Consider the following 23,663-nt stretch of genomic DNA (forward strand, 5'->3'; position numbering starts at 1 on the left):
ACCGCAGATTGTGAGGAAGTGTCAACGAGGCTTGATTAAAACAACTGTTTGAAATACTCTCGTGAGATAACGTCAATCCACATCAACTGTTACGTGAGCATACCTTATGTCATCCAATACCCTTGAAAAACTGCAATCCCGCTTCGACCCCGAAGCAGCCAAAGGCATGAACGAAGTTTTCCAGTTTCATTTTTCCGATGCTGGCAGCCACTATCTCTCGGTTCAGGACGGTAGCCTGGGAGTGCATGAAGGCGAACACGACGACCCTTCGGTGAGCTTGAGCCTGAGCACCGATACCCTCAAGGGCATCATGAGTGGCGACATCAATGGCATGACCGCGTTCATGACCGGCAAGCTCAAGGCGACCGGCAATGTCATGCTGGCCACCAAGCTGACTAGCCTGTTTCCGGGCAGGTAAGCCCTCAGCGCCAGCGGGCCAGGTGCGTTTCGATCAAGTCCCGTGAAATAGAGTAAGGCGGCGGCAGCGCAGGCAGCTGCCGCGGCGAAAACCAGGCAGCATCGCTGATTTCGACCCCGTCGATCATGATCCGCTGAGTGGTCGCTTCCGCAAAATAGCCCAGCATCAGCGAATGCGGGAAAGGCCATGCCTGGCTGTGGTGATAGCGCAGTTGATCCACATGCACCCCCACCTCTTCGAACACTTCTCGGTGCACCGCCTCCTCTGCTGACTCCCCCGGCTCGATGAACCCTGCCAGGGTAGAGTAGCGCCCGGGCGGAAAGCGCGGGCTGCGGGCCAGCAGCATGGCTTCCCCCCGGGTCACCAGCGTGATGATACAGGGTGAAATTCGCGGGTAGTTGCGATGCCCGCACGCATAGCAGTGCATGGCGAATTCGGCTTCCAGCTTGGAGGCTCGCTCACCACAGCGGCTGCAAAAACGGTGGTTTTCCAGCCAGGCACCGACCTGCAAGGCCGTGGCCAGCAGGCTAAACCATGAGGCTGGCAGTTCTGATAGCCACTGGCGCCCCTCTATCCAGCCATCCCCCGGCGCACTTTCGACCTGCAAAGCCACGGGCTCGTCATGCCAGTAGCACAGGGGCTGCATGTGCTCGTCCCAGGGCTGATGGGGCTGAAGCGGAGACAGCTCACCCACCAGCGGTGCCGGTGCTATATGGCTGCGCGCGACGCGAATCACTCGGCCTTCACGCGCATGGTGCGGAATTTCACGTCTAAGCATCGGCCGTACCACTCTCACCGCTTGCCGACAGCCAGCGCAGTTGATGCGCCTGGCACTTTGCCTGATGGGCGGCCTGCTCTTCTGCACTGGGGCGAATCACTCGTAGCTGGCCTGGCGCCAGCGACAGCCGCTGAACCGACAGCCCTTCGTTGGCTTGGCGCTCTTTACGCTGGCCATTGTCACTCTCGGCATCCAGGGTCAACGCCGTTTGCCCACCGGTCATCGCCAGGTAGACATCGGCCAGAATTTCCGCATCCAGCAAGGCCCCGTGAAGCACCCGGTGGCCATTATCGATGTCATACCGCTTGCAGAGCGCATCCAGATTATTGCGCTGGCCCGGGTGCATTTCGCGGGCCATGACCAGCGTATCGAGGATACGGCAGTGCTCCCTGACCGGCCCCAATACCGGCGACTTGCGCCGCTTGTTGAGCATGTTCAGCTCGTGGTCGATGAAGCCCACGTCGAACGGTGCGTTGTGAATGACCAGCTCGGCACCTTCGATGAAGGCCCAAAAATCGTCGGCAACCTGAGCAAATACCGGCTCGTTGGCTACTTTGGCATCATCGATGCCATGGACGGCCACCACCTCGGCATCGATATGACGCTCGGGGTTGATGTATTGGTGGTAGGTGCGCCCGGTGAACCGCCGATTGACCATCTCGACGGCGCCGATCTCTACCAGACGGTGGCCATCCTTGGGGTCGATACCTGTCGTTTCGGTATCCAGAATTACCTGGCGCATGGGGTCTTGCTCCTCTGATGCTCATCGATGGCTTCGTTGGCCAGGGCGTCGGCGCGCTCGTTACCGGGGTGGCCACTATGCCCTTTGACCCAGTGCCACTCGACACGATGGCGCTGGGTCTCTTCGTGCAGTGACTTCCAAAGCTCGGCATTCTTCACCGGCTGTTTGGAAGCGGTTTTCCAGCCGCGTTTCATCCAGTTGTGAATCCACTGGGTAATGCCCTGGCGGACGTACTGCGAATCGGTCCACAACGCCACTTCACAGGGCTTGTTGAGCGTGCGCAGCGCCATGATGGCCGCCATCAACTCCATGCGATTGTTGGTGGTGTTCGCCTCGAAGCCTTTCAAGGTCTTCTCATGGGTACCGCTGACCAGCAGCACTCCCCATCCGCCGGGGCCAGGATTGCCACGACACGCCCCATCGGTATACACCGTGACACGGGGCAGCTCACTGGCTGTTTGGTTACTCACGCTCACTATCCTTTTCCATACGTCGTTTTCCAGCGGGTAGCCGGGCGGCTGTGCTGGTACGTGTGACGCCAAGAGACGACGAAACCGGCGTACGCAAACCAAACTTGACGCGCTGGATGGGGGCATGACGCTGCCGACGCTGCGCCTGAATCATGTAACTCTCACCCAGCGGCATGTTGTGGCGTCGGCCCAGCCGCTCCCAGCGTTCGCGGCAAGTGGTGCTCCTGGGGCCACGAAAACAGCAGTAGTCTACGCGCTCCACCTCGAAATCGACAAACGCGAGCCAGTCCCGCAGGCGGTTCACCGTGCGCCACTGGCCTTGCCACGGATATTCGGCCTTACGCCAACGGCGACTGAGGCCGTTGAGGCCTACCGGGTTGAAGCCAAACAGCACCAGCACCCCGTTGTCGGCGGTCACACGGGCGGCTTCCTGCAGCGTATGGTGCGCATCCGGCAAATATTCGAGCCAGTGATGAATCGCCATGACGTCCAGACAGCGGTCCGGGAGCGCCAGCTGTTCCGGGGGGCAAATCAGGGTGGACTCACCCTCTGCGCTCTCTCTGTTCGGCGCCCAGACCACCTGATGGGCAATACTGGACATGGTCATCAATGGCGGGGCCATCCCCATCTCCAGGCTGTGCCCACCTTTTCGACCTTCTACCACCGGCCCCAGGCAGGCGCGCTGGGCTTCCCACAGCGAACGCCCGGCATCCGTTTGCCAATAGGCGCGGGCCTGAGCCAGAGAGCGGGCAAGTCGTGTGACATCCGGCGAATTTGACATGAACGACTCTTGCCTCCACAGTATTGGGCTTTTGAAGGGCGCGCTGCCACATGATGCGGCGCACGGCAATTTTCGAGCAGGTCTGACAAACTCCGAGGGATCTCGCCCATGATGAGCGTGACACCGATACCCGCCTTAAGCGACAACTATATTTGGCTGATAAGACAGGATAACAGTCAAGGCGTTTGCGTGGTGGACCCCGGTGAAGCCCCCCCCGTGATCGATTTCCTCGAGCGAGAATCCCTGACCCTCGATTCGATTTTGATCACGCATCATCATCATGACCACACCGGCGGGCTGGCGGCGCTGAAAGAGCGCTACGCCCCCTTGGTGATTGGTCCCCATAACCCGGACATTCAAGGTATCGACCAGCGCGTCGGCGAGGGCGATCAGGTAAGAGTGCTGGGTCGCGCCTTCGAAGTGATGGAGACCCCCGGCCATACGCTGGATCATATCAGCTACTTTACACCGGGTATTCCCGCTCTTCTGTTCTGTGGCGACACGCTGTTTCATGCTGGCTGCGGACGTCTTTTCGAAGGCACACCGGAGCAAATGCTGAACTCACTGCGTCGTCTTGCGGAACTCCCCCAGGAAACACTGGTCTTTGCAGCGCATGAATATACTCAGGCAAATCTGAGCTTTGCACGTGCTGCGGATCCTGACAACGATGCTGTAACACGCGCACAACAGGAGTGCGAGAAGGCCAGGGCGCTAGGCAGGCCCACCTTACCCAGCACGATAGGACGCGAGCTGACGATCAACCCTTACCTGCGTGTCGGCACTGAAAGCGTGCGCTTGGCCGCTGGCCAGCAAGGGGCAAATGACGACGAACTCGCTACGTTCACCACTCTGCGCGAGTGGAAGAACCGTTTTTAAGAACGCTATCGAATAGAAACGAATACACTATGACTTATCGAACGCTTCGCCAGCGCTTGCTATTGAGCGCCGGCAGTACGGTTATTATGGGCCTTTTTTTGGCCGCCGCTGCGAATACTCAAGCCTCTGCCACGGATCCCCAATGGGGCTCCCACACCAGCAATACCGACTCCTCTGCGCTAGGTGAAGCCGAGGATGCCTTGACGGCCCGACCCACTGCGTTTCAGCACCACTTCTGGGAAGCCCTCGAACTACAGCCCCAGGATGCCTGGAGCATCCTGCGCTCGAGTTTTCAGTGGCAGGAGAAGCACCTATCTGCCGATGCCCAGGCCCGGGTAGACGAGTGGATTCAACTCTACAGCGCCAGCCCCCAGAATATCGTCTCGATCACCGAGCGTGCCACGCCCTGGCTTGCCTGGATTGCCCAGCAGGTATCCGAACGCGGCCTGCCCGGTGAAATTGCTCTGATCCCCTTCGTCGAAAGCTCCTTCGACCCCAGCGCCCGCAGCCATATGGGCGCCGCCGGATTATGGCAGTTCATGCCCGGCACCGGTGATGCACTGGGCCTGGTACGCAACGGCCAGTACGATGGCCGCCTGGACGTGGTGACGTCCACCGACGCCGCGCTCAATTACCTGGAAATGCAGGCCGACGAGTGGTACGAAGGCGACCTGATGCTCTCTCTGGCGGCTTACAACGCAGGCGCAGGCACGGTCAATCGCGCACGCCAGCAGGCCCTGAACCAGGGCCTGGCAGGCCACTACTGGGATCTGGCGCTGCCCAACGAAACCATGCAGTACGTTCCCAAACTGAAGGCCATTGCCACTATCATCGACAACCCCGAACGCTATGGTGTCAGCTTGCCTGACATTCACGCGGAACCGGCCTTTGCCAAGGTACAGCTGGAGCAGCCCGTCAGCCTGGCACAGGCCTCTCGCATGCTGGATGTCAGCCAGTCGGCGCTAGCCGAGCTGAACCCGGGCCTGTTGAACGGCAGCATCGACCCCAACAGCGCACAAACGCTGCTGGTACCCGAGGAAGTGGACACCCAGGTGCTGGCACAGCTATCACAATCCAGCGGCAGCTACGTGGCAGCAGACTCCCCTTCGGTACACCGCGTTGAACGGGGCGACAATCTTTCCACAATTGCCGCACGCTATAAGCTTGATCAGCAAGATTTAATCAGGTGGAATGGGCTGGATCGCCCGGAAGCCCTACAGCCCGGTCAGCTGCTCTCATTATCGGGTGGCTAGGGCGGCCTGAACCCCGTGACCACCCCGGTTTTGCCACTACAGGACGTTACCAATGCCACGCGGTGAGTTGTTGTCGAAAGCAGTTCTACTGGTCGGTGGCCTATTGCTGAGTGCCACGTTATGGGCCTCACCGCCAGACGAGGGCAGTGCCCCCGTCCCCACGGTGCATGGGCTATCGCTTTATGATAGCCCTGAGCTGCCCGAAGACTTTGCCTACTTCCCCCACGTCAACCCCCAGGCACCCAAGGGCGGTTCCATCACCCATACCGCCGTGGGCGGCAGTTTCGACTCCACCAACCCTTTCATCATTCGCGGCACTCCCGCCACCGGCATCTCACAAATTTACGACACGCTGATGGAGAGCAACCCCAACGAGCCGTTCAGCCTGTATGGCCTGCTGGCCCGTGGCGTGCGCCTGGACCCTGAGCGTGAGTGGATCGAGTTCGATCTGCACGAGCAGGCACGCTTTCAGGATGGGGAGCCGGTCACCGCTTACGACGTAGTCTTCACCTTTGACCTGCTGCGCGAACAGGGCAACCCTTTTTACGCCAGCTACTATGCCGGGGTAGAAAAGGTCACGGCGCTCAGCGAACATCAGGTACGTTTTGAATTCAACGACACTCAGTCCCGCGAGCTGCCGTTGATCGTCGCGCAGATGCCGATCCTGCCGCGCCACTATTGGGAACCCCGTGACTTTACCGCCCCCACCCTGGCGGCCCATCCGGGCTCTGGCCCCTATCGCATCAGCGAGGTCGACCCTGGCCGCCGTATCGTCTACCAGCGCGACGATAATTACTGGGGCAAGGATCTCCCCGTCAATGTCGGGCGCTATAACATCGACCGCATCACCTACGAGTACTATCGGGATCGTGATATCGCTTGGGAGGCTTTCAAGGCGGGCCTGACCGATTTTCGTATCGATGCCCGCGCCGCCACCTGGGCGATTGGCTACGACTTTCCGGCCTATCGCCAGGGGCAGGTCAAACGGATTACCGTGCCCGACGTCAATCCCTCGATGATGCAGGCCTTTGTGTTCAACCTGCGGCGCGAGAAATTTCAGGACCCACGGGTACGCGAAGCGCTGAGTCTCACCTTCGATTTCCCGTGGCTGAACACCAATATCTTTTACGATACGTACTACCGCACCGAGAGCTTCTTTCAAAACTCCGAAATGGAAGCCGTCGGCCTGCCTACCGAAGAAGAGCTGGCGCTGCTGGAGCCCTTCCGTGACGAGCTGCTGGCGTCGCACCGATCCGAGCGGCTGTTTACCGACCCGCTGCCCATCGAGCACCCCACCGAGCTGCGCGAACGGCTCCGGCGTGCACTGACGCTGTTGGAAGACGCCGGATACGTGGTGGAAGATGGCGTGTTGGTCAACGAGCAGACGGGGCAGCCGCTTAGCCTGGAAGTATTGATGTACGACTCCGGCATGGAACGGGTGGTACAGCCCATGCTGCGTAACATGGCGCGCCTGGGTATCCAGACCTCCATGCGCATCGTCGATATCAACCAGTACCTGAACCGCGTGCGCAGCTACGATTACGACATGGTCATCAGCCACTTCCCCCAGTCCAACAACCCCGGCAACGAGCAGCGCGACTACTGGACCAGCGCGGCCGCCGAGTCGCCACAGAGCCGTAACCGCATGGCTCTGGCGCATCCGGCCGTGGACTCGCTGGTGGAACAGCTGATTCGCGCCGAGGATCGAGCAACCCTCGATACCATTACCCACGCGCTGGACCGTGTGCTGCGCTGGGGGTTCTATGTGATTCCCCACTACCACTCGGGAGAAACCCGGATTGCCGTGTGGGACAAGTTTGGCTACCCCGATCCGGCACCGGCCTACGCCATGGATCTGGATGCCTGGTGGGTCGACAGTGAGCGTGAAGCGGCGCTGGAGCGGCGCAACCGACGCCGTTAATCGCTGAACGCAGAACAAGACAATGGCTCAACTCTCATTTCATGGGGTGCACCGTGGCACGCTACACACTTCGCCGACTGCTACTGATGATCCCGACACTGTTCGGCATCATGCTGCTGAACTTCGTGATCGTTCAGGCAGCGCCGGGAGGGCCTATCGACCAGATGCTGGCCCGTTTCGAAGGGGCCGACGCCATGGCCAGTACGCGCCTGGACATGGGCGGTGCCGACATTCAGGTCAGTGACGACTCCCGTGGCGCCCGCGGTATCGACCCACGCTTCATCGAACAGTTGGAGCAGCAGTTCGGGTTCGACAAACCCGCCCATGAGCGCTTCATCGGCATGATGGTGGACTATCTGACCTTCGATTTTGGCACCAGCTTCTTTCGCGACCGCCCGGTGATCGAGCTGATGATCGAGCGCTTGCCGGTCTCCATCTCGCTGGGCCTTTGGACCACCCTGCTGGTCTACCTGATTTCGATTCCGCTGGGCATTCGCAAGGCGCTGCACCACGGTTCTCGATTCGACGTGTGGAGCTCAGGGCTGGTCATCGTCGGCTACGCCATCCCCGGCTTTCTGTTCGCCATCCTGCTGATCGTGCTGTTTGCAGGGGGCTCGTATCTGGACTGGTTCCCACTGAGAGGCCTCACTTCCCCCGATTTTGCCGACCTCTCCACCTGGGGCAAGATCAAGGACTACTTCTGGCATATCACGCTACCGGTACTGGCCGCCGCCATCGGCAGTTTCGCCACGCTCACCATGCTGACCAAGAACAGCTTCCTGGATGAAATCCACAAGCAGTATGTGTTGACAGCGCGCGCCAAGGGCGCCGACGAGCAGCGTATCCTGTATGGCCACGTGTTCCGTAACGCCATGCTGATCATCATTGCCGGCTTACCCTCGGCGATGATCGGCATATTCTTTACCGGTGCGCTGCTCATCGAGGTGATTTTCTCGCTGGATGGCTTGGGGCTGCTGGGTTTCGAGGCCGTCATGCAACGCGACTACCCGGTCATCTTCGGCACCCTGTTCCTGTATACCGTCATCGGGCTGGTGCTCAAACTGATCTCCGACCTGACCTACGTGTGGGTCGACCCACGTATCGATTTCGCCTCCAGGGAGTCCTGATATGCACGCCATCTCCTCCCGCCTTTCCCCGATTACCCGGCGGCGCTGGGCGGCGTTCAAGGCCAACCGGCGGGCACGCGTCTCGCTGTGGCTGTTTGGCGTACTGTTCATCATCAGCCTGTTCGCGGAGCTGATCGCCAACGACAAACCCATCGTGATGCAGTTCGACGGCCAGTGGTACGTTCCCTTGCTGATCGACTATCCGGAAACCGAGTTCGGCGGCTTTTTGCCCACCCGAACCGACTATCTCGATCCGTTCATCCAACAGCAGATCAGCGACCATGGCTGGGCGCTCTGGCCCATCATCCCCTTTTCGTATCAAACCCTCGACATGCAGATGAGCCGCCCCTCGCCGGCCCCACCCGATGGGCGCCACTGGCTGGGCACCGATGATCAAGGGCGCGATGTCATGGCCCGGGTGATTTATGGCTTTCGTCTCTCGGTGGCTTTCGCGCTGGTGTTGACCGCAGGCTCGCTGGTCATCGGGGTCATTGCCGGTGGCCTGCAGGGCTATTTCGGCGGCAAGGTGGATCTCATCGGCCAGCGTTTCACGGAGATATGGTCCGGGCTGCCGGTGCTGTTCCTGCTGATCATTCTGGCCAGCTTCGTGCAGCCGGGCTTCTGGTGGCTACTGGGCATCATGCTGCTGTTTTCCTGGCTGGGCCTGGTGGATATCGTGCGCGCCGAATTCCTGCGCGCCCGCAACCTGGAGTACGTGCGGGCTGCCAAGGCCATGGGGCTTCCTTCCCGACTCATCATGTGGCGCCATGTCCTGCCCAACGCCATGGTGGCCACGCTTACATTCATTCCGTTCATCTTTACCGGCGCCATCGGCACCTTGACGGCACTCGACTTTCTGGGCTTCGGCTTGCCCCCTGGCGCCCCCTCGTTGGGTGAACTGGCGGCACAGGGCAAGAACAACCTGCATGCGCCCTGGCTCGGCATCACGGCCTTCATGACGCTGGCCATTATGCTGTCACTGCTGGTATTCATCGGTGAGGGCCTGCGGGATGCCTTCGACCCTCGCCACGTCAAGCAAGGCGCCAATGCTGCCGGGGAAGCCGCCCATGTCTGAACTTAGCTCCACCCCTCTGCTGCACCTGAACGACTTCAGCGTGGCGTTCGATGGCCAGGTGGTGGTCGACAAACTGTCACTGTCGCTGAATGCGGGGGAAACCCTGGCCATCGTCGGAGAGTCTGGCTCGGGCAAGTCGGTCTCCGCGCTGGGCGCCATTGGCTTGCTGCCCAGCAATGCCCAGGTCGTTGGCCAGCGCCTGCTGGAAGGCCGTGACCTGAGCCAGCTGCGTGAGCGGGACTGGAACACGCTGCGGGGCAACCGCGTCGGGTTCATTTTTCAGGAGCCGATGACATCGCTCAACCCGCTGCATCGCATTGGCAAGCAGATAGGGGAAACCCTGCGCCTGCATCAGGGGTTGAGCGGACAAGCCGCCAGGCAGCGGGCGCGTACGCTGCTGGAGCAGGTCCAACTGCCCCGCCCCGACGAGCTGCTGGACGCCTGGCCTCACCAGCTCTCAGGAGGCCAGCGCCAGCGCGTCATGATCGCCATGGCCATCGCCAACAACCCCGCACTGTTGATTGCCGACGAACCCACCACGGCGCTGGACGTCACGGTACAGCAGGAAATTCTGGCGCTACTCAAGGAGCTACGCGATCACCACGGCATGGGGCTGCTGCTGATCAGCCACGACCTCAACCTGGTGCGTCGCCATGCCGATCGTGTCTGCGTGATGTATCGCGGCAAGGTAGAAGAAACCGGGCCCGTCGCACAGGTCTTCGCCAACCCGCAAAGCGACTACACCCGAGCACTTATCGCCGCCGAGCCGGAGGGCCGACCTGCAGCGCCGCTCAGCAGCGCTGCCCTGCTGAGCGCCCGCCAGCTGCGCGTCAGCTTCAAACGTCCCAAGACGCGGCTGTTCCAGCGCCAGCCCCCGGCTTTCGAAGCGCTGAAAGCCACCGATCTGCACATAGCATCCGGTGAGACCCTGGGCATCGTGGGCGAGTCCGGGTCGGGCAAGACCACGCTGGCCTCGGCCATCATGCGGCTGGTGGCCAGCGAGGGAGATGTGAGCCTGGGCGATGCACGGCTGAGCGAGCTGACGGGAGACGCCCTGCGGCGCCAGCGCCATCGGCTGCAGATGGTGTTTCAGGACCCCTACGGCGCGCTTTCTCCGCGCATGCCCGTGTTCGACATCGTCAGCGAAGGGTTGCGCTTTCACTTTCCGCGCCTGAGCGACCACGAGGTCAGCGAGCGCGTCCGCCAGACCCTGACGGAAGTCGGCCTGCCCGAAAGTTGTGCCGACCGTTACCCCCACGAGTTTTCAGGCGGCCAACGCCAGCGTATTGCCGTGGCTCGGGCCATCATCCTGGAGCCCGAGCTGCTGGTCCTCGACGAGCCTACCTCTGCCCTGGACCGCACCGTGCAAAAGCAGCTGGTCACGCTACTGCGAGAACTGCAGGCCAGGCGGCAGCTCAGCTATCTGTTCATCAGCCACGACCTGGCCGTCGTCCGCGCCATGGCACACCGCATCATGGTGTTGAAAGATGGCGAGGTGGTCGAACAGGGGGATTGTCTTGACGTGCTGGCCAACCCTAGCCACCCGTATACCCAAGCGCTTTTGAGTGCCGCTCACCTTTCGTGAGCAGGCTGAAAAGCTGATCACCAAGGGCATTTCTGGCAAAATCCATCGCTGGCGGATAGCGCTCGATCCGAGCCTCTCCGCCAGCGCCTGAAAACATCCAAAGCTGCATGACATATTCAGATTAAGCAAGATAACGGTATAATCCTGATCCGTTTAAAAGCTGTCGATCTCTTGCTGGGTCAGCGCCCGCCACTCGCCCGGTGCCAAATCATCAGGCAACGCCAGGCTGCCGATCGAGTGCCGATGAAGCGCCTCGACGTGGTTGCCCAAGGCAGCAAACATCCGCTTTACCTGATGGTAACGGCCTTCGGTAATGGTCAGCTCCGCCTGCTGCGGGGTAATGAAACGCAGCGTGGCCGGCTGGGTGGGAGTCTCTTCACCTTCCAGCAGCAGGCCTTCGGCCACGCGCTCGACCGCCTGATGAGCCGCCTCACCTTCCATGGGCTTGGCCAGCTCGGCGAGATACACCTTGGCACAGCGGTGGCGCGGCGAGGTCACCCGGTGGGACCACTGCCCGTCATCGGTCAATAGCAGCAGTCCGGTGGTGTCCACATCCAAGCGCCCTACCGGCTGAAGGCGTTCTACCTTGGGCTCATCGATGATATCGATGACCCGCGGATACAGACCCCGGCGTGCGGTGCACTCCACGTCCCTGGGCTTGTGCAACATGATATAGCGCAGCCCCACCAGCTCGAGACGCTCGCCATTCAAACGCACCTCGTCCTGGGCCGTGTCGATATGGGTAGCGGCTTGCTTGATGGGCTCGCCATTCAGCGTCACTTCGCCATTTTTCAAGGCGCGCTTGGCGAGGCTGCGGGTCAGCGCAGAGGTTTCACTCAAAAAACGATCAAGGCGCATTATTGCCCCACTCCCGGCAGCAGCGAAAAGCGATCGGCATCTTGCCAGGCAGGAAATTTGTCACGAAAGGCATCCAGTTCCGTCTTGTCGAGCGTTCCGGTGTCGATGAACGCGGTATGGGCAGGATGGTCGATGAGCGGTTCGCCCTTGAAATCGACCAGCATGGAGTCGCCGCTATAGGCCAGCCCCTTGGCGTCTTCGCCCACGCGATTGACGCCTATCACATAGGCGAGGTTTTCCACCGCGCGAGCTTGCAGCAGCGTACGCCACGGATGGCGACGCGGGGCGGGCCAGTTAGCCACGCAGAGCACTGCATCATACTCGAAATGCTCGCCTTCTGCTGGCTGCTGGCGCATCCACACCGGAAACCGCAGGTCGTAGCAAACGCTGAGCTGCAGCTTGAATCCCTTGAGTTCGACGATCTGCCGCGCCGACCCCATGCCGTATCGCTCATGCTCTCCCGCCATGCGGAACAGGTGGCGCTTATCGTAGTAGCGCAGTTCGCCGTCGGGCGTCGCCCACACCATGCGATTGTAGTAGTGGCCATCCTCCACGATGGCCACGCTGCCGGTCATCACACAGCCCCTGGCCTGCGCCTGCGCTTGCAGCCAGGCCACGCTCTGGCTGTCGGCCATGGGCTGGGCCATCTCGCGAGAGTTCATGGTAAAGCCGGTGGCGAACATTTCGGGCAGCACGATCAAGTCCGTGTCCCGGCTATCCAGGTCGCCCAGCAGTTTGGCCAAATGCGTGTGGTTGGCGTGGGGGTCTTCCCAGCGCAAATCGCACTGCACCAGGCTGGTTTTCAGTTGGCTCATGCCATGCCTCCTTTGCATCAATGTCTTGGTCGATTGTGTGCTAGATTAGCATTTTTAGTTAATGAGGCTGCTATGCTTCCCTCTGCACCCAGAGACCCTGAAGCGGTCAAGGGCGTCATGTTCGGTTTGACCGCCTATACCATGTGGGGTTGTTTTCCGCTGTTCTTTGCGCTGTTCGATGGAATACCCGCGTTTGAAATTCTGATCCACCGCATTTTGTGGTCATGCCTGTTCCTGGTCGGGCTGATCAGCGTCCTGCGCCGCTGGCCTCCGGTGGTGGCCGCACTGGTCGAGCCCAGGCGCCTGGGTAGGGTGCTGGCCTGCGCGCTGTTGATCGCCTTCAACTGGGGCATCTACATCTATGCCGTGGAGAGCAAGCAGGTGCTGCAGGCCAGCCTGGGCTACTTTCTCACCCCGCTGGTCAACGTTGCGTTGGGCATGCTGGTGCTCAGGGAAGTCATGGCCCGGCTACAGCTGGTGGCACTTGGTCTCGCCAGCCTGGCGATTGCCGTGCAATTCATCATGCTGGGGGAGTTGCCGTGGATCAGCCTGCTGCTGGCGCTGAGTTTCGGCAGTTATGGACTCTTTCGCAAGCAGGTGCCGCTGGATGGGCTGTCCGGCCTGTTCGTGGAAACACTGCTGCTCTTCCCGCTGGCACTGATGGCGCTGAGCTGGATGAGCTGGCAAGGCACGTCGCATTTTCTGCACGACGTGCCCATGTCGGCGTTACTGGTGGTCAGCGGTATTCTTACGGCCCTGCCGCTGATGGCGTTTGCCGGGGCCGCACGCCGCTTGCGGCTGGCCACCCTGGGGTTCTTGATGTACATCAACCCCAGCATTCAGTTTTTGATTGCACTGACCGTGTTTGGAGAGCCGCTGGGCCTGATTCAGCTCGTCACGTTTCTGATGATCTGGACAGGCCTGGCGCTCTATTCATGGTCGTCCTGGCAATCACGCCCGCGCCAGGCGGCCGCTTGAGGCCAGCGTGGCAGGCACCTGCTCTGGGGCTTGAGCCTGTGCGGCTTGTTCGGGCTGATAGCCCACACGGAAGCCACCCCAGTGTTTGCCGTGCACATGAATGGGGACCGACAGGTCGTGCATGATCTCGCCCGTGTCGCGCTTGTAGGTTTGCAGTAGCAGCGGCTGCTCATGGGCACCACAGCGGCGACCGGTGGGGTCATCGAAAATGCGCTTGCTGCGGCAATATTTCAGGTCGTGTTGCGGGTCGCCGTTGGGTTCACGGCTCACCGCCGCGTTGTGGGTGGGCACATAGCCATTGCGGTCACAGGCAATGGCGTAGCTCAGGCCGTGACCTGCCAACAGCGGCTCCTGCAGGGCGGGCAGCTGCTGGTCGGTGAAAGCATCGAAGCCGGTATGATAAAGCGGCGGCTGGGTCCCAGGGATCACCGCATAATCCGGATCGAACAACGCGGCCTCCGATAGCTCGCCTCGGCTCAAGGCCTTTTCGAACAGCTTGCCAATCTGGTCGGCAGTTTGACGCGCCACCTTGAATACCTGCTGATGGCGCCCTTCCAGCCGCTGCTGGGCCAACTCTGCATCAACGCTCTCGGCCGCATCCATCAGGGCATGGGCTTGCTGGGCAAGGGCATGCATGTGGCGGTTCCCTTCATCTACATCGTGTTCCAGCTGGTCGAGGCTGTCCGCCACGGTCTGGCTGTGGGCCCGCGTACTGTCCATGGCACCCGCCACGCTGGTGATTTCCTGCTGCACCTGGTCGAACTCCTGGGTAATGGTGGCCAGGCTGCTCCCTACCTGCTGCATCTCCTCAGCCCGTTCACGCACCCGGGTCATCAGCCCGCCCATGGTGCTGACGACACTCTGGCCACTTTGGTGCATATCCTTGACCAGCCCATCGATACTCTGGGTGGCCGTAGACGTTTTCAGCGCCAGGTCGCGCACCTCCCCCGCCACCACCGCAAAGCCTCGGCCATGCTCACCGGCCCTGGCAGCCTCGATAGACGCATTCAACGACAACAAGTGGGTCTGTTCGGCCACCCCCTCGATCATGGAAGTCACGCTACGCACCCGTTCGATCTTGTCGTTCAGCTCGGTGAGCATATCCAACGCTTGGCCGGAGCGCTCGGCCACATCGCTCATGTCCTGAATGATATCGGCCAGCGCATCATGATTGTCATGACTCGCCCGCTGGGCGCTCTCGGCCAGGGCTGCTACCTGTGTCGCGCTGGCGCTGACCTGCATGATGGCAGTATTGATGGCGCTCATGCTGGAAGAGGCTTCACTGGCCATGCTCTCTTGTTTGGCGAGACGTTGGGCCATCAGATCGGCGTAGTGGGACACCTCTGCCGAGGCAATGGCGGTACTGCTGGCACGATGCATCAGGCGATACGCCATGCCGCGTAGCGCACCATAGTCCTGAACCGGCCTGATACTGCGGGGCACCGATACCAAACGCTCATGGTCGGCACGGTACACGTCGTACAGGGCGGCGGCCACCAGCGCGCCCCCCGCGACAAGGGCGCTGGCGAGCCCAGCATACGCCCAGAAGCCTCCTCGCCAGGTCATCCCGACGGCAGCACTGATCAATAGCAGCGGTAACAGCCAGCGAAGCAGTCGCATAATGAGTACTCTTTTATTGTTGAGATCATCGAGTCATGGCGCAATACAGACCGCGTTTACCACTCAGTCAGCTTAACCAGTTCCACAGGTGAAATAAGTAGCACTTTGGGGGGATAGCAAAAGGTAATATTTGGCCCCTGGGCGAGTGAACATGACATTTTTATAACTAAACAGGCTAAACTATGTTCCGTTTTGCAGGTCCCGTTTTTCCTGATATGGCCAACGCTGCGAGAGCTCATGTTGAAGCGCTATTTGCCCATTCTTGCCTGGCTACCCCACTATCATCGGCGCCTGCTGGGGGCCGACCTCATGGCGGGCCTGATCGTGACGGTCATGGTCATTCCCCAGTCGCTGGCATACGCCCTGCTGGCCGGGCTACCTGCCGTGGTAGGGCTTTACGCCAGTCTTCTTCCTCAACTGCTCTACACCCTGTTGGGCACCAGCCGAACCCTGGCGGTGGGGCCTGTGGCCATCATCGCGCTGATGACGGGGGCGGCACTCTCGTCGGTGGCCGCCCCCGGTAGCGCCGAATACCTGCAAGCCGCACTGGTGCTGTCGCTGCTCTCGGGCATGATTCTGCTGGTCATGGGCAGCCTGAAAATGGGGTTTTTCAGCAACTTCCTGAGCCACCCGGTCATCTCTGGCTTCCTGACGGCTTCCGGCATTCTAATTGCGGTGAGCCAGCTGGGTGGCCTATTGGGGATTGCCAGCAGCGGCTTTACGCTCGTCGAACGGCTCATGACGCTGCTACCCAACCTGCCTGGCATCAATCCCTACACAGCAACCATTGGCGTGGGGACGCTGCTGTTTCTGGTGGCGCTGCGCCGCTATGGAAAACGCTCGTTGATCTGGCTAGGCGTGCCTGTATCCCTGGCTGACCTGCTGACCAAGGCAGGCCCGGTATTTGCCGTGCTGATCACGACGCTGGTCACCTGGCACTGGCAGCTGGCCTATCAGGGTGTGGCGGTGGTGGGCACGATTCCCAGCGGCTTGCCCGCGTTCAGCCTGCCCTGGGGGGATGCCTCGCTCTGGCGGGCGCTGTTGATTCCTGCCCTGCTGATCAGTCTGGTGGGGTTTGTGGAGTCGGTCTCCATGGGCCAGATGCTGGCTGCCAAACGCCGCCAGCGTATTTCGCCCAATCAGGAGTTGATCGGCTTGGGTGCCGCCAATCTGGCGGCAGGCTTTACCAGCGGCATGCCGGTCACCGGCGGGCTCTCGCGCACCGTGATCAACTACGATGCCGGGGCACAGACCCCGGCCGCAGGGGCCTTTGCCGCCCTGGGCATTGGGCTGGTGACGCTGGCGTTCACCGGCTGGCTCTATTACCTGCCCATCGCCACCCTGGCGGCCACCATCACGGTCTCCATCCTGACGCTGGTGGACATTCCCATGCTGCGCCAGACCTGGCGCTACTCCCGCAGTGACTTTGCCGCCATGGCGGTCACGATTCTGCTGACCCTGGTCGAAGGCATCGAGGCCGGTATCATTGGCGGCGTCACGCTCTCCATCGCGCTTTTTCTCTATCGCACCAGCCGCCCCCACAGCGCGCTGGTAGGCCGGGTGCCCGACACCGAACATTTTCGCAATACCGAGCGCCATGATGTCGAAACCGCTCCAAATGCAGCGCTGCTGCGCATCGATGAGAGCCTCTACTTCGCCAACGCCCGCTACCTCGAAGATACCGTCTACAACCTGGTGGCCAGCCGACCCGAGCTGGAACACGTGGTACTGATCTGTTCGGCCGTCAATTTGATCGACGCCTCTGCCCTGGAAAGCCTGGATGCCATCAACGCACGGCTGAAGGATTCCGAAGTGAAGCTGCACCTTGCCGAGGTCAAGGGGCCGGTCATGGACCAACTGAAAAAGAGCGACTTTCTCGAAGAGCTGTCTGGCCGGGTATTTTTTGAGCACCTATGCTGCCTGGCGTGAATTCTCCCCATAACCCAATCTTCCAAGCCATTGAAAATCAATTGAAAAGCCGAGCCATTGCTCGGCTTTTTGCGTTTAGCAATCGGCTTTTTTGGCTGCAGAACCATTACGGCTCTTCGGTACGCATACTGCCCGGTGACAACGGCGTTTCCCGCATGACGCCCCTGAAACAAGGGCGTGTCGACCTGTGCGCCTGCGGTATCGCCAGCTACTACGGCACCGGTGGCGGCTCCAGCCTGCGGCTGGATCATGATCGCCTGGTCAACAATCTTGGCCCACGACTCAAGGAGGTCGCTGCCCGCATCAAGCAGGAACTCGCCCCCAAATATGGGGCTTCACGTTAATCCCGTTGCCGGCGACCTTTCATTAACGCTCGTTTGAATGCATCATGGAGCATTAATCGCCTTGTCGACACATAGGGAGCAAGGATGCCAAACGAGTGGGTCACGCAACACGATGATCACATAGCGCTGCACGGGGAATGGACGCTTCGCCACTATTCGGCCTTGAGAGACACGCTGAATCGACAGCAGGAGGTCTCTGAAGCGTCTATCCAGCTGCCCGGCTTCGACAAACTGGACACGGCGGGCGCCGCGCTGGTCATCGAGCTGGTAGGCGTTGACAACGCCAAGCAGGTAAATGAGTGGGCCAGCGAGCTACCGGACGCGCAGCAAGCTCTGCTGATGCGTCTGGCCGAGGCCATGGCATCCCCGCTGGAAAATGACCAACCGCGCGCCTCTCGCGTCAGCGAAGCGCTGGCTTCCATCGGTCAGCAGATGAGCGGTTTGTGGTCTCAGCAGCGTCAACTGCTGGGGTTCATCGGTCTGGTACTGGCGGCCTTCGTCCCACTATTGTTTCGGCCTAGCCGTTGGCGCATCACCGCTACGGTGGCCCATGTGCAGCAAAGTGGCCTGAATGCCGTGCCCATCGTGGCCCTATTGACCTTCATGGTGGGGGCCGTGGTGGCATTTCTCGGGGCCACGGTGCTGGAAGACTTTGGGGCCACGGTGTACACCATCGACCTGGTGGCGTTTTCCTTCCTGCGCGAATTCGGCGTGCTGCTGGCGGCCATTCTGCTGGCGGGGCGTACCGCCAGCGCCTTCACGGCGCAGTTGGGGGCCATGAAATCCAACGAGGAGATCGATGCCCTCAAAACCCAGGGGCTGGACCCCATCGAGCTGCTGGTGCTGCCCCGGGTCATGGCCATGCTGATCAGCCTGCCCCTGCTGGCCTTCGTCGGCATGCTCAGTGGCCTGGTCGGTGGCGCCATGGTCGCCACCCTCTCGCTGGATATCTCCCTGACCCAATTCATGAACACGCTCCAGAACGATGTTTCGGTGACGCATTTTCTGGTGGGCATGAGCAAGGCCCCGGTGTTTGCTTTCGTGATTGCCGTGATTGGCTGCCTGGAAGGCTTCAAGGTCAGCGGCAGTGCCCAGTCCGTGGGTACCCATACGACCTCCAGCGTCGTACAATCCATTTTCATGGTGATTCTACTGGACGCCCTGGCGGCACTCTTTTTCATGGAGATGGGATGGTAAAGGAACACCACAAGACACCCGATGCCAGCGACGACCACGCGGCCATCACCGTCGAGGGGCTGGTCAACCGCTTTGGAAGCCACGTGGTCCATGAAGACCTCGACCTGACGCTGCAGCGCGGTGAAATTCTCGGCGTGGTCGGCGGGTCGGGCACCGGCAAATCCGTACTGCTACGCAGTATCGTCGGTCTCAAGAAGCCCGATGGAGGTCACATCGACGTGCTAGGCAACCGGCTCGACGAGCTGAGCGATGCCGAGCGCAGCCAGGTCGAACGGCGGTTTGGCGTGCTTTTCCAGCGTGGCGCCCTGTTCAGCTCGTTGACGCTACAGGAAAACGTCGCGCTCCCCCTCATCGAGCACGCTAAACTGTCCCGAGAAGAAGCCGAGTACCTGGCGCGCATCAAGCTGGCGCTGGTCGGCCTGCCCCCGCAGGCGGCGCGACAGTTCCCCGAGTCGCTGTCGGGGGGCATGGTCAAGCGCGCCGCGCTGGCTCGCGCCCTGGCCCTGGACCCTGACATTCTGTTTCTCGACGAACCCACCGCCGGGCTGGACCCGATTGGGGCCGCCGCCTTCGATCAGCTGCTGGTCACCTTGAGAGACGCCCTGGGGTTCAGCGTCTTTCTGGTCACCCACGACCTGGACACGCTCTACGCCGCCTGCGACCGCGTCGCGGTGTTATCCCAGAAGCGCGTGCTGGTGGCCGACACCCTGGAGAAAGTCGCCCAGACCGACGACGAGTGGATACAGGACTATTTCAATGGCCCCCGTGGACGCGCCGCGCAGCGCTCTGCTGAACCGACTTCCCGCGAGGAGTGAGACACATGGAAACCCGCGCGCACCATATCATGATCGGCTTGTTCACCGTGCTCACGGCAGCCGCTGCCCTGCTCTTTGCCCTATGGATGAGCCACGCGGCGGGCGAGCGCGACTACCAGCCCTACCGCATCCTGTTCGAGCGCAGCGTCAGCGGCCTGGCGGTGGGCAGCAAGGTGCAGTACAACGGCATCGAGGTAGGTGATGTCACCGAATTGAGCCTCAATCCGGATGACCCCCGCCAGGTGCTGGCCAGTATCCGTGTGTACGAAGACACCCCGGTCAAGACCGATACCCGGGCACGTCTGGCCTTTGCCAGCATTACTGGCAGCATGTCCGTTCAGCTGCATGGCGGCACGCCGGAGAGCCCGCGCCTGCTGGACCAGAGCGATGACGACATGCCGTTCATTCGCGCCGACCCGTCGCCGATTGCCACGCTCTTCGAAGAGGGCGAAGAGATGATTAACAACATCAACGCCATTCTGAAAAACGTCAACGAGCTGTTCAGCGACGACAATCGCCAGGAAGCAGGCAACATTCTCACCAACGTTGCCCAGATCACCGACATGATTGCCTCCCAGCAGTCTGCTCTGGACGAGAACATGGCCCTGTTCGGGGAGGTCTCGCGTCAGGCCACCGCCACTCTGGAAAGCATCGAGACCCTAAGCCAGGAAGCGCATTCGCTGCTCAGCCGCGAAGGTCGAGAGGTCATGCAGAGCGCCAAGAATGCCAGCCGCGACGTGGCCAACGCTGCCCAGCGCATCGAACAGCTGGTGGATGACAATGCCGGTGCCGTGGAAAGCACGCTGCAAAGCACCCGCGATATTGCCCCGGCCCTGGCGGCGCTGCGCGCCACCCTGACCACCCTGGATCGCATTACCCGTCGGCTCGAAGAGAACCCCACCAACTTTTTGCTGGGCCGTGACCAGATAGAGGAGTTCCGCCCATGATGCTCAAGACCCTGCGAGCCAAAGCCCTGCACATCAGGCCCCTTCGCAACGGGGCCCTTCGAATCAGCCCCCTGCGTACAGGCGCCCTGCTGATCATTCTGGCCACCCTGACGGCCTGTTCGATCCTGCCCGACAACGAACCGGCCACGCTCTATCGGCTGCCGGCCGTAGACACCTCAGGGCAGCCGAATGCAGCGGCCACCCACGCCATGACGCTGGGCATCGCCACGCCAGAAACGGGGCACTTGCTGGGCAGCAACCGCATGGTGGTATTTCCGGAAGGCAACGTGGTGAACGTCTACGAAGGCGCACGCTGGCACGAGGACGCTCCGGACATGCTCAAGGCCCGGCTCATCGAAGGCCTGCAGGCCCAGCAGCGGTTTGCGAGCGTCGGCAGTGATCGCCTGCCCCACGACCTGACCCTGCTCAGCGAGCTGCGCCACTTCCAGAGCGAATACGACGATACGCCGCCCAGCGTCAACGTTCAGCTGGATGTACAGCTGGTTGACAGCAACCGCGCGCCCTTGGCGACCAGCAGCTTCGCCATACGCAAGCGTGCCAGCAGCGTCGCCATTGCCGACGTGGTCGATGCCTTCGGCGCAGCGTCCGATGATTTGAATCAGCAGTTGGGCGAGTGGCTAACCCGCGAGGTAACCCGCTAGCGCGGATCGATTGCCCCACCGCTCAGCTTGCGCAGATAGTCGCGCGGGTCTCTGGGGTAGTAGTGGGCAGGCTGGCACGCCAGGTGGGTAAAGAACCGAGTGTCCTTGTAGGGCATTTTCATGAAGCCCGATACCCCCAGCCCTTCGATCTGATTGACGCTGTCCAGCATGTGCGCCAGCAGCGCAGAGAACGCCTGCTCTCGGCGCGGGTCCAGCAGGCGGTAGTAGCTATGAATCTTCAGGTGTCTGGGCAGCGCCTCGAAGATGATCATGCCGGTATGGTGGATGTCATTGAGCTGCTCCAGCAGGGCCATGATGCTGTCGGGCAACACCAGCAGCTCCTCGGGATCCGGACCATCTTCGAAATAACTGTGCTGGCGGGTGCGATCCTCCATCTCCGGCACGGCGCTCACCTCATACCCGATGGTCATGCCCGACTGCGCAGCGAACGATGCATCGGCGCTTTCCCGCTCCAGGTGCAGCGTCTGCCGCGCATTGAACAGGCAACTCTTGAAAATACCCTGGCGGTGGATGGCCCGCGCCAGATGCACCATGTTATTCACCGCTTCGGTAAAGGCAGGCTTCAGGTCGGGGTCGTGCAGATTGAGCGACGAGTCGATATAGACACCCTCCCGCTCCCAGCGCACGGCCAGCCCGCCCACCACGGGGTATTTGCCCAACCGGCTCACCGACGCCAGAAAGGCTTTCTCGGTGTCGCCCATGCCCTGCATGAACTGCTTGTAGTAGCGGTCCAGCTGCACGTCATTGACGTCATTGAGGGTTTCTTCGACGCTGGCCTCGCGCAGAAAGGCCTTGCGAGAGCTGTACACCACGGTGTCGATCTCCCGGCGCTGGCGATGCCCCCAGATCGGCACCAGGGGCGGCGGCGGCACGGCAGGCAAGTCGATCATCACGGTTCTGGCCATACGCGGCATTTCACGAATGAAGTGATCCCCCGCGCGGCGGCGAATGGCCGGGTCGGCATCCAGCAGCCCATCCAGCGTGCGGGCAAACTCGATGGGCAGGCCCAACGCACTGGCCGGAATCGCCCGGCAGCCAAAACGGCAGGACTGCGCCGATGCCAGGGCATACAGGGTACCCGCCACCCCCTGTTCGTCGAAACGCGGCGATGACAGCGCGCCGTTGAGCTGCTCTTCGCCGATGAAGTAGACGTCGCCCAACCGCGCGTTGGTCTGCTGCAGGTTATCCGACATCAGCTCCATCACGTTGGCACCGACGAACTGCAGCGCCGCATCCAACTGGGCAAAGACCGACGACCCCCAATCGATCAGGGCGATGCTTTCCCTGCTGGCGTCGAACACCAGGTTGGAAGGCTTGATGTCGCCATGCACCACCGGGCGGGCATGGGGGCCGGTTTCCCGGCGCAGGGTGACCAGAATCTCTGCCAGCTGCGCGGCAATATGCACCACCAGGCGCGGCGAGAGCCGCCCCTGGCGCAGCGATACTTGCTCGAGATTCCAGCCGGGCGCGCGCTCCATGACCAGAATGGACTGGCCGCGCACGCGCTGATAGGCGATCAGCCCGGGAATCAGAGGGTGGCTGACCTGATCGAGCATGAACGCCTCTTCTTCGAGGCGCTCTTGCAAGTGGGTAGGCAGCGTGATGCGCGAGAACTTGAACACATAGTGGGTGGGCTGCCCCTGCTGCTGAGCGCTGCCCGCAAACACGAAACCATAGGCCCCCTTGCCAATCAGCTCGATGTCCCGGTACCCCAGCTGCACCAGCTGAGCCTGGCACAGCGCTACCCAGTCTTTCAGCTTGCGCGCATCGTGATGGCTCAGCAGATAGACCGACTGCTCCTCTGGAATATAGAACTGCTGTAGCGCTGCCTGGCTCATGGGGGAAATGGCCTTGGATCAGGCCAAATGCAGCAGCATGGTCTCTGGCGCTTCCAGAGACGCTTTCCAGTGATTGCAGAAGCGCGCAATGGTGCCGCCGTCGATGAAACGATGGTCTCCCGCCCAGGTCACGGTCATGATGGCGCGTCGCTGCACGGCGCCCTCGGCATCGAAACGCGGCAGCCACTGGGTCTTGCCGATGGCCACGATGGCCGCTTCCGGGGCGTTGATGATGGGAGCGGCGTAGGTGCCGCCCAGAGCGCCAATATTGGAAATGCTGATGGTGCCACCCTTGAGGTCCGCCTGATCCACACGACCTTCCCGCGCCGCCTGAGTCAATCGGCTCACCTCCCTGGCAATGTCCAGCAGGCTCAGCTGCTCCACCGCCTTCACGTTAGGCACCAGCAAGCCCGCCTTGCTGTCCACCGCCATGCCGATATTGCACTGGGCAAAATAGTGCAGCTCGTCCCCCTCGGCATTGAGCTGCGCATTGAGGATGGGGTGCTCGGCCACGGCCAGCGCCAGCGCCTTCATGAAGAAGGGCATCAGCGTCAGCCGCTCCCCCAGCGCTTCTACCCGGGGCTTGAGGCGCTCGCGCAGCGCCAGCAGTTCG

General features: G+C 61.4%; 21 protein-coding genes and 2 pseudogenes. 14 read left to right on the forward strand and 9 right to left on the reverse strand.

Translation table 11 applies throughout. From position 1 onward, the window contains the following. The first annotated feature begins 106 nt into the window (after positions 1-106). Positions 107-418, forward strand: coding sequence for an SCP2 sterol-binding domain-containing protein (locus tag B7L72_RS10885; RefSeq protein WP_081135717.1), 312 nt, complete (start codon positions 107-109; stop codon positions 416-418). Between the two features lie 4 nt (positions 419-422). Here B7L72_RS10885 and nudC read toward each other — a convergent pair whose 3' ends face one another. From nudC to B7L72_RS10905, 4 genes are read right to left on the reverse strand one after another with little or no spacing between them, the layout of a single operon-like run. Continuing rightward, positions 423-1,196, reverse strand: a complete 774-nt coding sequence (nudC, locus tag B7L72_RS10890) for an NAD(+) diphosphatase (protein WP_081194282.1) — start codon at positions 1,194-1,196, stop codon at positions 423-425. After that, positions 1,189-1,938 carry a DNA polymerase III subunit epsilon gene (gene dnaQ / locus B7L72_RS10895; protein ID WP_081194284.1) on the reverse strand — a complete coding sequence of 250 codons (750 nt, stop codon included), beginning with the start codon at positions 1,936-1,938 and terminating at the stop codon, positions 1,189-1,191. Before dnaQ ends, nudC begins: the two co-directional genes overlap by 8 nt. Continuing rightward, complete coding sequence (rnhA, locus tag B7L72_RS10900; protein ID WP_081194286.1) at positions 1,926-2,408, reverse strand: ribonuclease HI; 483 nt, start codon at positions 2,406-2,408, stop codon at positions 1,926-1,928. The genes dnaQ and rnhA overlap by 13 nt, the downstream gene beginning before the upstream one ends. Further along, complete coding sequence (locus B7L72_RS10905; RefSeq protein WP_081194288.1) at positions 2,401-3,189, reverse strand: class I SAM-dependent methyltransferase; 789 nt, start codon at positions 3,187-3,189, stop codon at positions 2,401-2,403. The genes rnhA and B7L72_RS10905 overlap by 8 nt, the downstream gene beginning before the upstream one ends. Before the next feature lie 108 nt (positions 3,190-3,297). Between B7L72_RS10905 and gloB the strand changes: the two genes are divergently transcribed. The 6 genes from gloB to B7L72_RS10935 are packed head-to-tail and all read left to right on the forward strand — an operon-like array spanning position 3,298 to position 11,026. After that, the gene (gene gloB, locus B7L72_RS10910; RefSeq protein ID WP_081194290.1) at positions 3,298-4,065 is read left to right on the forward strand and encodes a hydroxyacylglutathione hydrolase; all 768 of its coding nucleotides are present in this window, start codon (positions 3,298-3,300) and stop codon (positions 4,063-4,065) included. A 29-nt stretch (positions 4,066-4,094) separates the two neighbouring features. Continuing rightward, positions 4,095-5,318: a transglycosylase SLT domain-containing protein gene (locus B7L72_RS10915; RefSeq protein WP_081194292.1), complete on the forward strand. Its 1,224-nt coding sequence runs from the start codon at positions 4,095-4,097 to the stop codon at positions 5,316-5,318. Between the two features lie 52 nt (positions 5,319-5,370). Then, entirely contained in the window at positions 5,371-7,239 is a 1,869-nt protein-coding gene (locus B7L72_RS10920; RefSeq protein ID WP_081194294.1) for an extracellular solute-binding protein, read from the forward strand. 53 nt (positions 7,240-7,292) lie between these two features. Further along, positions 7,293-8,366 (forward strand): microcin C ABC transporter permease YejB, encoded by a 1,074-nt coding sequence (locus tag B7L72_RS10925; protein ID WP_026001690.1) that lies wholly within the window; start codon positions 7,293-7,295, stop codon positions 8,364-8,366. A 1-nt stretch (position 8,367) separates the two neighbouring features. After that, complete coding sequence (locus tag B7L72_RS10930) at positions 8,368-9,441, forward strand: ABC transporter permease (protein ID WP_081194296.1); 1,074 nt, start codon at positions 8,368-8,370, stop codon at positions 9,439-9,441. After that, entirely contained in the window at positions 9,434-11,026 is a 1,593-nt protein-coding gene (locus tag B7L72_RS10935; RefSeq protein WP_254893800.1) for an ABC transporter ATP-binding protein, read from the forward strand. The genes B7L72_RS10930 and B7L72_RS10935 overlap by 8 nt, the downstream gene beginning before the upstream one ends. Before the next feature lie 153 nt (positions 11,027-11,179). On the opposite strand, the gene B7L72_RS10940 is transcribed toward B7L72_RS10935, so the two are convergent. Beyond that, positions 11,180-11,884, reverse strand: coding sequence for a pseudouridine synthase (locus B7L72_RS10940; RefSeq protein ID WP_081194300.1), 705 nt, complete (start codon positions 11,882-11,884; stop codon positions 11,180-11,182). Then, positions 11,884-12,699: an amidohydrolase gene (locus B7L72_RS10945; protein ID WP_081194302.1), complete on the reverse strand. Its 816-nt coding sequence runs from the start codon at positions 12,697-12,699 to the stop codon at positions 11,884-11,886. The genes B7L72_RS10940 and B7L72_RS10945 overlap by 1 nt, the downstream gene beginning before the upstream one ends. Before the next feature lie 72 nt (positions 12,700-12,771). Here B7L72_RS10945 and rarD point away from each other — a divergent pair, with 72 nt between their 5' ends. Then, positions 12,772-13,677, forward strand: a complete 906-nt coding sequence (gene rarD / locus B7L72_RS10950) for an EamA family transporter RarD (protein ID WP_081194304.1) — start codon at positions 12,772-12,774, stop codon at positions 13,675-13,677. Here rarD and B7L72_RS10955 read toward each other — a convergent pair. Then, entirely contained in the window at positions 13,651-15,297 is a 1,647-nt protein-coding gene (locus B7L72_RS10955; RefSeq protein ID WP_081194306.1) for a methyl-accepting chemotaxis protein, read from the reverse strand. The two genes, rarD and B7L72_RS10955, sit on opposite strands and share 27 nt — an antisense overlap. A 237-nt stretch (positions 15,298-15,534) precedes the next feature. Between B7L72_RS10955 and B7L72_RS10960 the strand changes: the two are divergent. The 6 genes and pseudogenes from B7L72_RS10960 (at position 15,535) to B7L72_RS10985 (ending at position 21,191) form a co-directional block, all read left to right on the forward strand. Then, positions 15,535-17,239 (forward strand): annotated as a pseudogene (locus tag B7L72_RS10960) (SulP family inorganic anion transporter). Positions 17,240-17,321: 82 nt separating this feature from the next. Next, positions 17,322-17,453: pseudogene (locus tag B7L72_RS18265) on the forward strand (TAXI family TRAP transporter solute-binding subunit); the annotation flags it as partial. Between the two features lie 201 nt (positions 17,454-17,654). Further along, entirely contained in the window at positions 17,655-18,767 is a 1,113-nt protein-coding gene (locus B7L72_RS10970; protein ID WP_081194310.1) for an MlaE family ABC transporter permease, read from the forward strand. Continuing rightward, a complete protein-coding gene (locus B7L72_RS10975) occupies positions 18,761-19,582 on the forward strand; it encodes an ABC transporter ATP-binding protein (RefSeq protein ID WP_081194312.1) in 822 nt (273 codons plus the stop codon). Before B7L72_RS10970 ends, B7L72_RS10975 begins: the two co-directional genes overlap by 7 nt. 5 nt (positions 19,583-19,587) lie before the next feature. Beyond that, complete coding sequence (locus tag B7L72_RS10980) at positions 19,588-20,529, forward strand: MlaD family protein (protein ID WP_081194314.1); 942 nt, start codon at positions 19,588-19,590, stop codon at positions 20,527-20,529. Then, positions 20,526-21,191 carry an ABC-type transport auxiliary lipoprotein family protein gene (locus tag B7L72_RS10985; protein ID WP_081135759.1) on the forward strand — a complete coding sequence of 222 codons (666 nt, stop codon included), beginning with the start codon at positions 20,526-20,528 and terminating at the stop codon, positions 21,189-21,191. Before B7L72_RS10980 ends, B7L72_RS10985 begins: the two co-directional genes overlap by 4 nt. On the opposite strand, the gene B7L72_RS10990 is transcribed toward B7L72_RS10985, so the two are convergent. Together B7L72_RS10990 and B7L72_RS10995 are read right to left on the reverse strand one after the other, a co-directional pair. Then, the gene (locus B7L72_RS10990) at positions 21,188-23,050 is read right to left on the reverse strand and encodes a protein kinase domain-containing protein (protein WP_081194316.1); all 1,863 of its coding nucleotides are present in this window, start codon (positions 23,048-23,050) and stop codon (positions 21,188-21,190) included. The two genes, B7L72_RS10985 and B7L72_RS10990, sit on opposite strands and share 4 nt — an antisense overlap. A gap of 18 nt (positions 23,051-23,068) precedes the next feature. After that, positions 23,069-23,663 (reverse strand): 2-oxo acid dehydrogenase subunit E2 (locus B7L72_RS10995; RefSeq protein ID WP_176212872.1); only part of this gene is annotated, 595 nt, incomplete at its 5' end.

The sequence above is a fragment of the Halomonas sp. BC1 genome, assembly GCF_002078135.1.
GTDB lineage: Bacteria > Pseudomonadota > Gammaproteobacteria > Pseudomonadales > Halomonadaceae > Vreelandella > Vreelandella stevensii.

Bases quoted from the DNA above. Each gene is read 5' to 3' on its own strand.
- B7L72_RS10885 (WP_081135717.1), top strand. From the start codon at position 107: ATGTCATCCAATACCCTTGAAAAACTGCAATCCCGCTTCGACCCCGAA.
- nudC (WP_081194282.1), bottom strand. From the start codon at position 1,196: ATGCTTAGACGTGAAATTCCGCACCATGCGCGTGAAGGCCGAGTGATT.
- dnaQ (WP_081194284.1), bottom strand. From the start codon at position 1,938: ATGCGCCAGGTAATTCTGGATACCGAAACGACAGGTATCGACCCCAAG.
- B7L72_RS10905 (WP_081194288.1), bottom strand. From the start codon at position 3,189: ATGTCAAATTCGCCGGATGTCACACGACTTGCCCGCTCTCTGGCTCAG.
- gloB (WP_081194290.1), top strand. From the start codon at position 3,298: ATGATGAGCGTGACACCGATACCCGCCTTAAGCGACAACTATATTTGG.
- B7L72_RS10915 (WP_081194292.1), top strand. From the start codon at position 4,095: ATGACTTATCGAACGCTTCGCCAGCGCTTGCTATTGAGCGCCGGCAGT.
- B7L72_RS10920 (WP_081194294.1), top strand. From the start codon at position 5,371: ATGCCACGCGGTGAGTTGTTGTCGAAAGCAGTTCTACTGGTCGGTGGC.
- B7L72_RS10930 (WP_081194296.1), top strand. From the start codon at position 8,368: ATGCACGCCATCTCCTCCCGCCTTTCCCCGATTACCCGGCGGCGCTGG.
- B7L72_RS10935 (WP_254893800.1), top strand. From the start codon at position 9,434: ATGTCTGAACTTAGCTCCACCCCTCTGCTGCACCTGAACGACTTCAGC.
- B7L72_RS10940 (WP_081194300.1), bottom strand. From the start codon at position 11,884: ATGCGCCTTGATCGTTTTTTGAGTGAAACCTCTGCGCTGACCCGCAGC.
- B7L72_RS10945 (WP_081194302.1), bottom strand. From the start codon at position 12,699: ATGAGCCAACTGAAAACCAGCCTGGTGCAGTGCGATTTGCGCTGGGAA.
- rarD (WP_081194304.1), top strand. From the start codon at position 12,772: ATGCTTCCCTCTGCACCCAGAGACCCTGAAGCGGTCAAGGGCGTCATG.
- B7L72_RS10955 (WP_081194306.1), bottom strand. From the start codon at position 15,297: ATGCGACTGCTTCGCTGGCTGTTACCGCTGCTATTGATCAGTGCTGCC.
- B7L72_RS10970 (WP_081194310.1), top strand. From the start codon at position 17,655: ATGCCAAACGAGTGGGTCACGCAACACGATGATCACATAGCGCTGCAC.
- B7L72_RS10975 (WP_081194312.1), top strand. From the start codon at position 18,761: ATGGTAAAGGAACACCACAAGACACCCGATGCCAGCGACGACCACGCG.
- B7L72_RS10980 (WP_081194314.1), top strand. From the start codon at position 19,588: ATGGAAACCCGCGCGCACCATATCATGATCGGCTTGTTCACCGTGCTC.
- B7L72_RS10985 (WP_081135759.1), top strand. From the start codon at position 20,526: ATGATGCTCAAGACCCTGCGAGCCAAAGCCCTGCACATCAGGCCCCTT.
- B7L72_RS10990 (WP_081194316.1), bottom strand. From the start codon at position 23,050: ATGAGCCAGGCAGCGCTACAGCAGTTCTATATTCCAGAGGAGCAGTCG.